Below are 9,051 nucleotides of genomic sequence, written 5' to 3' on the forward strand. Positions count from 1 at the left end.
GTGGGCATGGTGGTGGGCCTGATCCTGGCGTTTATCCGCTACCGCAAGCCTCGCGACTACCGACCGGTTGAACTGCCGGGCGAAGAACAACACGCGCCGCTCTCCCCCCGCAACGTCATCGTCGCCGCCATTGCCCTGGCCGCCGCCCTGGGGCTACAGCTTTACAGCGACTCGATTATTCTCGGGGCATTGGTGGGGTTTCTGGTATTTACGGCGGGGGGCGTGGTGCCCTGGCGGGAATCCCAGGATGCCTTTACCCTGGGCGTGAAAATGATGTCCCTGATCGGCTTTATCATGATTGCCGCCAACGGCTATGCCGCCGTGGTCGGTGCCAGCGGACAGGTGCCGATACTGGTGGAAAGCGTGACCAGTGGCCTGCAAAGCCCACCGGTGGCAGCGGCGCTGCTATTGCTGCTCGGCCTGTTTGTGACGCTGGGGATCGGCTCGTCGTTCTCCACCATTCCCATCATCACCACCCTGTATGTGCCGCTCTGCCTGGCACTGGGTTTCTCCCCGCTGGCCACCGCCGCTCTGGTCGGCAGCGCTGCGGCACTGGGCGACGCCGGCTCACCGGCGTCGGATTCCACGCTGGGGCCCACCGCTGGCCTGAATGCCGATGGCCAGCACGACCATATTCGCGACACGGTGATACCCACTTTTATTCATTACAACCTGCCACTCATTGCCGCAGGCTGGCTCGCCGCCATGGTGCTCTGAATAGAGAGCCCCTCTGGATTGAACGTTGCAGCCTTGTGAACAAGGCTCCAACGGTTTAGCAAACTCTACCAGACCGGATTACTTGCTCTTCCACATCCGGGCTACCGCCTTGTCACTGCCCAGCAAGCCCACCACTTCACACACCAGACCCACCGCCAGGAAGACCGCCACGGGTATCAATCCACCATACAGCTCAGCGACCAGCGTTGCCGCCAAGGCCCCAATGGAAAGCACCAGAAACAACGCACCGACCACGATCAGAATTTTCCGGTGCGAGGGGCGATAGGCATAGTTGTCAGCACCGGATTCAAAAGGGGTGAGAATGGGGGAGAACACTTTGCGCAGAGACTCTTTCACTGGTTAACACCGATTAAACGTTTTGATGGATGCCTCACAAGCGGGTGAGACGAAGAATAATGGCACGACCACATGGTGACGCATGAAAATATTGCTACGACAAATCGCAAAAGAAAGGCGCCAGTGGCGCCTTTCTTTTGCTTTCAACTTTGCGCTGGCAACGTTCAGCTGTTCTCCGCTGCGTCTTCTTCTGCCTTCAACTTGCGATATTCGATCGGGGTCATGCCGACCCAGCGTTTGAAAGCACGATAGAAGGTGGACGGTTCCGAGAAACCGGTGAGATAGACAATTTCGTCAATGGATTCCTCAGTGCCGGCGAGAAGACGTTTGGCCAGGCGGCAACGATAGTCGGCGACCAGCTGGTTGAAATTGGTACCGGCATCGGCAAGGCGAGTCCGTAACTGACGGGCCTTGATGCCCAAACGCTCGGCCACTTCTTCCAGGTTAGCGTGCCCAGATTCCAGCAGCTCACCGATCAAGCGGTTGACCTGGGCCACCAGGTCCTGCTTTTCCAGTCGCGCCACCTGCTCACTGGCGAGCTGTTCGTGCAGGTGCAGCAGTTCCGGCTCATGGTGGGCAGACGGCAAATTCATGACCCGGGCATCGAAGTACATGCCAATGCTCGGCATGTCGAATTTCACCGGGCAATCGAACAAACGCTCGTATTCCTGCTTGTCCGCATGGCGAGTATGACCAAAGTGCACTTCCAGTGGCTCGAAGGCGCCGTCGGTAACAAAGCGGAAAAACTTGATCACGCCCATCATCATGCATTCGTTGAGATGGCTAAGGCGTTTGCTCCAGATCATCTGCTTGAGGAAGACACGGTCGCCTTCTTCAAACAATTCCCCCTGGGCGGCATCGGACAGCAGTCGCTGGTAATCCAGGGCTCGCTTGAGGCCTTCACCAAAGGTGGGACTGGAAAGGAACAGGTATTCCAGTACCTGGCCCTTGTAGACCGGAATGTGCTCACCCAGATGCAGGCCGATGTGTTCATCACCGGAGACCTTCTCCAGCGCCTGCCAGAACCATTCCTGGGCGTCATGGGGCGTACGCAGGTCCGGCACCTGAAGGATGGATTTGTCGAGACCGACTTCTGCCAACACGGCATCGGCATCAATACCGGCGTTAATCATGGCCTTATAGGCCATTCGCAACAGCACACCGGAATCTGTCATTTCTGCCATGCGTTCTGCCTTGTCCCCAAATAAAAAAGCTACTCTCAGATCGACTGAGAGTAGCATAAGGATGGCAGGGCCGGAACCAGCGCAGGACCGGCCCGAACCAGGAGATCAGACTACCTGGAGCAATCAGGCAGCCTTGCGGGTCTCTGACTCAGGTTCACGGGTCAGGGACACCACTTTGGCTCGCAGACCATTGAGCGGGCCTTTCTTGCTGTCGCCTTCCGTTTTGTTGGGCAGGGACAGCTTGAAGATCCGCTTCCAGACGCTCAGGGACTGCTTCACGAAAGAGCCGGTGTTGTACGGCAGGCCATGTTTTTCGCAGATGGCACGCACTTCAGGAGCGATGCGGGCGTAACGGTGAGCCGGCAGATCGGGGAACAGGTGGTGCTCGATCTGGAAACTCAGGTTGCCGCTCATCACATGCATCAGACGGCCGCCTTCAAAGTTGGCCGAGCCGAGCAGCTGACGTACATACCACTGACCGCGGGTCTCGTTCTCAATCACGGATTCCGGGAACTGCTCCACCTCTTCCGGGAAGTGACCGTTATAAATCACCTGGGAAGACCACAGGTTGCGCGCCACATTGGCCGCCATATTACCGGCGAACACGAAGGGAGCGAACGGACCCGCCAGGGCCGGGAACAGCAGATAGTCCTTGACCAGCTGCTTGCGCATCTTCTTCCAGGTCGGCTTGAATTCGGCCTTCACCTCTTCCTTGGTCTTGGTCTTGTAGATCAGGTAGTCCTCCAGCTTGAGGCTCTGAATCGCCACAAAGTGCTGGAAGAAGATCGCCAGGATACCTGCCAGGATCGGGTTGAACAGGAAGCGGGGTTCCCACTCCTGGTCTTCCGACATGCGCAGGATGCCGTAACCAATGTCATGGTCCTTGTCGAGCACGTTGGTGAAGGTGTGGTGCTCGAAATTGTGGGTCTGCTTCCAGGCCGTGTTGGTGCAGGTGTTGTCCCAGTCAAAGACTTTGGAGTTGATGGCCGGATCGCCCATCCAGTCGTACTGGCCGTGCATCACGTTATGGCCGATTTCCATGTTGTCCAGGATCTTGGAGGCAGACAGACAAGCCACACCGGCCAGCCATGCCGGCGGCAGGAAACCCGCCATCAGCAGGCCGCGACCGGCAATTTCCAGGCGACGCTGACGCTTGATCAGGGTGCGGATATAGGTGGCATCTTCTTCGCCCAGGTCCGCCATTTCACGGTTACGGATGGCGTCCAGTTCCTGGCCAATGGTCTCGAATTGTTCGGCAGTCAAGTTGCTGAAAATACTCATGTGCTTTCTCCTTAAACCCGGTTTGAAGATTCGTCTCAGGACGCTTCGGTTTGGGTAATTCCGTTTAGATGTCGAGCGTCACCGTGCCCACCGGCACGCTGATGCAAATTTGAATGTCTTCTTCACCACTGGTGATCTCACCGGTGCGGATATCGCGCACTTCACCGGCGGTCTTGCGGCAGGTACAGGCGTGGCAGATACCCATGCGGCAACCGGATTCCGGGGTAAGCCCGGCGGACTCGGCCTGCTCCAGCAGGGTGGCGCCGTTGTTAACGGCCATTTTTTCACTCTGTACGAAGCGCACTTCGCCTTCGGCGCTGTCGCTTTCGATCTGCGGCGTCGCCAGGGTGAACTGCTCCTTGTGCAGACGCTCTGCCAGGCCGTCCTCTTCCCAGACTTTTTCCACCGCTGCCATCATCGGCGGCGGGCCACACAGAAAAGTGGTTGCCTGTGCAAATTCAGGCGCAGCAATGTACAGATGTTCACGGGAAAACAGACCGGAAAGTTCGCCCTGTTCACCCTCATCATTGAAGCAGCGCACCAGGGTCACGTTGTCGTGAGCCCGCGCAATCTCGTCCAGCTCGCTGGCGTAGATCATGTCGGCAGCGCTGTTGGCGTAATGCAGGAAGGTGATCGGGCCGCTGAAGCCTTCGTCACACAAGGTGCGCAGCATGGACATCACCGGGGTGATACCACTGCCGCCACTGATCAGCAGCACTTGCTCCGGACGCTGTGCCGGCAGGGCAAACTCGCCGTCCGCCTGGGACAGCAGCACCACGTCGCCAACACTCAGTTGTTCACGCAGATGGCGGGAAACAAAGCCGTTGGCGTGCACTTTAGCGGTCAGCTCGATGCAACCGTCAGCGCGGTGCAGGGAGTTGGCCGGTGAATAACAGCGAGTCTGACGCTTGCCATCAATGGTGACGGAAAGCTGCACGAACTGACCCGGAATAAAGCCTTCCCAGTTGTGATTGGGGCGCAGGGTCAGGGTCACGCTGTCTTCGGTCAGGTAGTGCACAGCCTCTACCTTGGCGCGCACCTCGTTAACGGACCACAGCGGATTAAACACTTCCAGATAACGGTCAACGCCGTGGGGATAGGAAAGAATATCCGCCACACGGGACTGCAGCAGGCGGGTGAGGCCTTGCTGAAAACGGCTGGAGGTCTGTGTCATTGCGTTCATTGGGTTCATCCCTGTAAGTGAACAGTTGTACGCATTATTCATAGACCCGCGATTCAAGTCAACACCTGTACACTTAAATTTGTAAACACCTTCATTATCATGAAGTTACACATGTTTGTTGCGCACCAGTTGCATCACGGGCCCACAACGAGGAGAATTTACAGCGTATTTTCAGGGTCTGCTGGTGTCTAAAGCCCGCCACCACCCCGGCACATCCCTCCCCGGCCAACCGGAAACAGGGGGAAAGAAAGTGCCGGCCAGGCCTGACCTGCGACCTGAACCCCAATGCAGAGGCGACCGGTAATGACCAAGGAAACCACCAGCAGAGCCCGCAAGCCGAAACGGGGCCAAACCCGTGAAGCGTTAATGGCGGCGGCGCTGGATCTGGTCGTCAAGAAAGCTCCCTTCTCCAGCCTCAGCCTGCGCGAAGTCACCAAGCGTGCCGGCGTGGTACCCACCGCCTTCTACCGGCATTTCCCGGACATGAGCGCCCTGGGTCTGACGCTGCTGGATGAATCCTTCCGCACTCTGCGCCACATGATGCGCCAGGTCCGTCAGGAAGAATTGCCCAACGAGCGAATGCTGCGTGGTTCTCTGGAGGTGTACTTCAATTATGTCCGCAATAACCGGGCCCACTTCCTGTTCGTCTCCAAGGAACTGGCCGGCGGCACCCCCACCATGCGCAACGCCATCCGCCGGGAAATCCGCATGTTCACCAACGAGCTGGCCATGGACATGGCCCGCTTCCCCTTCCTTAACCATGTAAATGCGGAAGATCTGCAGATGATGGCGGGGTTGGTGGTCAACAACGTAACCGCCCTGACCCAGGAAATGCTGGAACTGGAAGAGGACGACGAGTTCGGTCAGAACCAGGTGCTCGGCACCGCAGAAAAGCAGCTGCGGCTTATCTATTTCGGCGTCGGCTTCTGGAAATCCAAACCGGATCAATGATCCCCGGGCGGCGACCTATTCTTCCCGGCAGCAAACCTTCATCACAGTTTTCCTTGCGTGTGCTTTAGTCCCTATACAGCCTGTCTGCGCGGCCAATAGCGTGTCGCCTGCCCTGCTCTATACTCCTTCCCTGTCGTCGTTCCATGCTCTTTGCGCCTCTGTCGTCACAACGCAGGGACATAAAGATCATGGGTCTGAGACCACCACACGACCAACGGGAAAGGATCGAGTAATGAGTGAGGTAAAATTCCGCGAACTGCGAAATGCGCCCCCCATGGTGATCAACTTCGCCAAGGCGGTCCTGCGCGCCACCGTCAAGCCGGGCAGCAACCCTACCCTGCCGGACATCGGCCTGCGGCTGAACGACGTGGCACTGGACGAAAAGCACCTGGCGGCCTACCGCAAGGTGTGTGGCTTCGCCGCCGACGGCAAGCTGCCAGTGACCTACCCGCACATGCACGCCTTCCCGCTGCATATGGCCCTGATCCTCAGCGACGGCTTTCCGTTCCCGGCCATGGGCCTGGTGCACGTGCGCAACAGCATCACCCAGTACCGCCCGATCAGTGAGCGCGAGCAGCTGAACGTGAAATGCTTCCTGGGTAACCTGACCAAGGTGGACAAGGGCTACGAGTTCTCCATCTTCACCAGCATCAGCACCGGCGGTGAGCGCGTCTGGGAAAGCGAATCGGTGAATTTCTTCCGCAGCGGCGGCGGTAGCAGCAGCAAGAAGAAGGATGCGCCCAAGCCGCAGCCGGCCACCGACACGGTAGAATGGAAAGTGCCTGGTGACACCGGCCGTCGCTACGGCGCGGTGTCCGGCGATCGTAACCCGATCCACCTGTACCCGCTGTCCGCCAAACTGTTCGGCTTCAAACGCCAGATCGCCCACGGCATGTGGTCCAAGGCCCGCTGCCTGGCCGAGCTGCAGAACCAGCTGCCGGAAGAAGCCTTTACTGTGGATGTGCAGTTCAAACTGCCAATGTTCATCCCCGCCACCGTGAAGTTCGAGAACAAGCCCGTAGATGGCGGCAGCGACTTCCGCCTGCTCGCCAACGATGGCATCAAGCCGCACCTGGCCGGCCAGATCCGCCCGGCGGAGTAAAAAACAGCTACAAGCGTCAAGCCGCAAGCTGCAACGCGGGCAGGGCCGTGCTAATCACATAGCGCCCTGCCCGCGTTTTTTGTGGGTGGCTTGCAAAAAACAGTAGGAGCGTCGCTCGCGGCGCGATTCCTGTGTCTGTTCAGGCTTCATATTTCCCGGTCAGCAAAACCTGTCGAGCCCTGAGGTTCCTGATCGCCCTGCGGTCGATTTCCGCGCAAGCGCGGTTCGCACCTCAAGAGGTACTCCTACAGCGGCTTCGTAGAAATGCCAAGGCCTCAGGGAACTTCCCAACCTTTCCCTATCCAAAGAGCGTAGCTTGTAGCTTGTAGCTTGTAGCTTGTAGCTTGTAGCTTGTAGCTTGTAGCTTGTAGCTTGTAGCTTGTAGCTTGTAGCTTGTAGCTGCACTAAACTCGCTTCCCATGCGCAACGACACCCAAGATTTTCTGTCCCTGTTCCTGAACGACACGCCCCTGCTGGACGTGCGTGCCCCTGTGGAATTTGCCAAGGGCGCCTTCCCCGGCACCACCAATATCGCCCTGATCAACGACGACGAACGCCACCAGATCGGCATCTGCTACAAGCAGCATGGCCAGCAGGCGGCCATTGATCTGGGTAACCAGCTGGTCAGCGGCGAGGAGCGGGAACGGCGTATGCAGGCCTGGCAGCAATGGTGGCAGGCCAACTCGAACGGTTACCTGTATTGCTTCCGCGGCGGGCTGCGTAGCCAGACCACCCAGGCCTGGCTACGGGAAGCCGGGATCGATGCGCCGCTGGTTACCGGTGGCTACAAGGCCATGCGCCGCTTCCTGCTCGACGAAATGGAAGCCTGCATTGCCACCCTGCCCTTCGAGATTCTCTGCGGCCGCACCGGTTGCGCCAAGACCCGAGTCATCGAAAACCAGACCAATGCCGTGGATCTGGAAGGCCTGGCCCATCACCGCGGCTCCTCCTTCGGCCGTCGCCCCGGCGGCCAACCCACCCAGATCGGTTTTGACAATGCCCTCGCCATCGCCATGCTCAAGCAGCGGGCGCGGAACCCAGCCTGGGTATTGCTGGAAGACGAAAGCAAACTGATCGGTCGCTGCCACCTGCCCTTTTCTCTGCAGGACAAGATCAAGGCCTGCCCGCGTATCATCATCAACGAGACGCTGGAATCCCGGGTGCAGGTGACCCTGGAAGATTATGTGGTGGGGCCACTGGAAGAATACCGCCAGCACTTCGGCGAACAGCAGGCGCTCCATTATCTCGGCGAAGAACTGCTCGCCGCCATGGACCGCATTCGCCGTCGCCTGGGCGGACTGCGCCACCAGCAGCTCCGCCAGCAACTGTCCGAGGCACTGGCCGTACAGGCCATCAGCGGTGACACCGGGCTACACGAAGACTGGATCCGCACCCTGCTCAGCGACTACTACGACCCCATGTACGACTACATGCTTTCCCGCCGGGAAGGGGACATCGTCTTTGAGGGCAGCCGCGCCGAGGTCATGGCGTTTCTGGAAGAGCGGCGGCCCCAGGCCTGACAATCCGTCTTGATGGAGTCGGCAGCCATTGAGCAACCTCAAGCGCCACCACCTGGTTAGCGGATGTTGAGAGTGACGGGTTTCGAAAGGCCAAAACGGGCCTGCCTGTTGTCGCTCGCCGCACTCTCTTTAGAACTGTTGGAGCCTTGCTCGCAAGGCGAATAATCCGCAGAACCTATTGGCGGGCATTCGCCTTGCGAGCAAGGCTCCAACAGGGATTTCTCTTCCGGGCTGCGTTGTGCACTGGTATCCAGCACCCGGCGCTCTATAATCACCTTGTCGTGTCTGGCCGGGCACGCGACCAGATTCTCACTTTGTCCGGTAAGCCTCCCTATTGAACGGAGTCAACAATGCGTTTCAAGCTTCTTGCCGCCCTGTTTGCAGCACTGCTGCTGTCTGCCTGTAATGAACCCCATACCGGGACCTTCGTTTTCACCGCCATCCCTGATCAGGATGAATCGCAACTGGAAAAACGCTTCGGCGTGGTTGCCCTCTATCTGGAAGAGCAACTGGGCGTGCCGGTGAAATATGTGCCGGTGAAATCCTATGCCGCCGCCGTCACTGCCTTCCGCAATAACGAAGTGCAGATGGCCTGGTTCGGCGGTCTGTCCGTTGTACAGGCCCGTCGCCTGGTGCCCGACTCCCAGGCCCTCGCCCAGAGCCTGGAAGATCCTGACTTCCAGTCCTACTTCATCCCCATCACCATCACTGGCATGAGCCCGTCCGACCCCCTCCAAGATGCCTATTTGCCGCAGA

9 protein-coding genes are annotated in these 9,051 nt (G+C 58.7%); 5 read left to right on the plus strand and 4 right to left on the minus strand.

Annotated features, from left to right (window positions below; genetic code table 11):
• Positions 1-717, plus strand: a 717-nt coding sequence (locus ACFE0K_RS05930) for a Na+/H+ antiporter NhaC family protein (protein ID WP_434535185.1), incomplete at its 5' end; no start/stop codon positions are given.
• Between the two features lie 78 nt (positions 718-795).
• Here the strand turns inward: ACFE0K_RS05930 and ACFE0K_RS05935 are convergent.
• The 4 genes from ACFE0K_RS05935 to ACFE0K_RS05950 all read right to left on the minus strand — a co-directional run bounded on the left by ACFE0K_RS05935 (position 796) and on the right by ACFE0K_RS05950 (position 4,722).
• Positions 796-1,074 (minus strand): hypothetical protein, encoded by a 279-nt coding sequence (locus ACFE0K_RS05935; protein WP_434535186.1) that lies wholly within the window; start codon positions 1,072-1,074, stop codon positions 796-798.
• Between the two features lie 164 nt (positions 1,075-1,238).
• Positions 1,239-2,258 (minus strand): AraC family transcriptional regulator, encoded by a 1,020-nt coding sequence (locus tag ACFE0K_RS05940; RefSeq protein ID WP_290511018.1) that lies wholly within the window; start codon positions 2,256-2,258, stop codon positions 1,239-1,241.
• A gap of 123 nt (positions 2,259-2,381) precedes the next feature.
• A complete protein-coding gene (locus tag ACFE0K_RS05945; RefSeq protein ID WP_434535187.1) occupies positions 2,382-3,539 on the minus strand; it encodes a fatty acid desaturase family protein in 1,158 nt (385 codons plus the stop codon).
• A 64-nt stretch (positions 3,540-3,603) separates the two neighbouring features.
• Complete coding sequence (locus tag ACFE0K_RS05950) at positions 3,604-4,722, minus strand: ferredoxin reductase (RefSeq protein WP_434535188.1); 1,119 nt, start codon at positions 4,720-4,722, stop codon at positions 3,604-3,606.
• A gap of 303 nt (positions 4,723-5,025) precedes the next feature.
• Here ACFE0K_RS05950 and ACFE0K_RS05955 point away from each other — a divergent pair, with 303 nt between their 5' ends.
• The 4 genes from ACFE0K_RS05955 to ACFE0K_RS05970 all read left to right on the plus strand — a co-directional run.
• Positions 5,026-5,673 carry a TetR family transcriptional regulator gene (locus ACFE0K_RS05955; RefSeq protein ID WP_272974485.1) on the plus strand — a complete coding sequence of 216 codons (648 nt, stop codon included), beginning with the start codon at positions 5,026-5,028 and terminating at the stop codon, positions 5,671-5,673.
• A gap of 232 nt (positions 5,674-5,905) precedes the next feature.
• Positions 5,906-6,775, plus strand: a complete 870-nt coding sequence (locus ACFE0K_RS05960; RefSeq protein WP_434535189.1) for a MaoC/PaaZ C-terminal domain-containing protein — start codon at positions 5,906-5,908, stop codon at positions 6,773-6,775.
• A gap of 419 nt (positions 6,776-7,194) precedes the next feature.
• Entirely contained in the window at positions 7,195-8,295 is a 1,101-nt protein-coding gene (mnmH, locus tag ACFE0K_RS05965) for a tRNA 2-selenouridine(34) synthase MnmH (RefSeq protein WP_434535190.1), read from the plus strand.
• Positions 8,296-8,645: 350 nt separating this feature from the next.
• The coding region (locus ACFE0K_RS05970) for a PhnD/SsuA/transferrin family substrate-binding protein (protein WP_434535191.1) at positions 8,646-9,051 on the plus strand (406 nt) is incomplete at its 3' end.

Source organism: Alcanivorax sp. (assembly GCF_051117345.1).
GTDB lineage: Bacteria > Pseudomonadota > Gammaproteobacteria > Pseudomonadales > Alcanivoracaceae > Alcanivorax.

What these genes read in the sequence shown, in the direction of transcription:
- ACFE0K_RS05940 (WP_290511018.1), bottom strand. Translation starts at nt 2,258, where the DNA reads ATGGCAGAAATGACAGATTCCGGTGTGCTGTTGCGAATGGCCTATAAG.
- ACFE0K_RS05945 (WP_434535187.1), bottom strand. Translation starts at nt 3,539, where the DNA reads ATGAGTATTTTCAGCAACTTGACTGCCGAACAATTCGAGACCATTGGC.
- ACFE0K_RS05950 (WP_434535188.1), bottom strand. Translation starts at nt 4,722, where the DNA reads ATGAACGCAATGACACAGACCTCCAGCCGTTTTCAGCAAGGCCTCACC.
- ACFE0K_RS05955 (WP_272974485.1), top strand. Translation starts at nt 5,026, where the DNA reads ATGACCAAGGAAACCACCAGCAGAGCCCGCAAGCCGAAACGGGGCCAA.
- ACFE0K_RS05960 (WP_434535189.1), top strand. Translation starts at nt 5,906, where the DNA reads ATGAGTGAGGTAAAATTCCGCGAACTGCGAAATGCGCCCCCCATGGTG.
- mnmH (WP_434535190.1), top strand. Translation starts at nt 7,195, where the DNA reads ATGCGCAACGACACCCAAGATTTTCTGTCCCTGTTCCTGAACGACACG.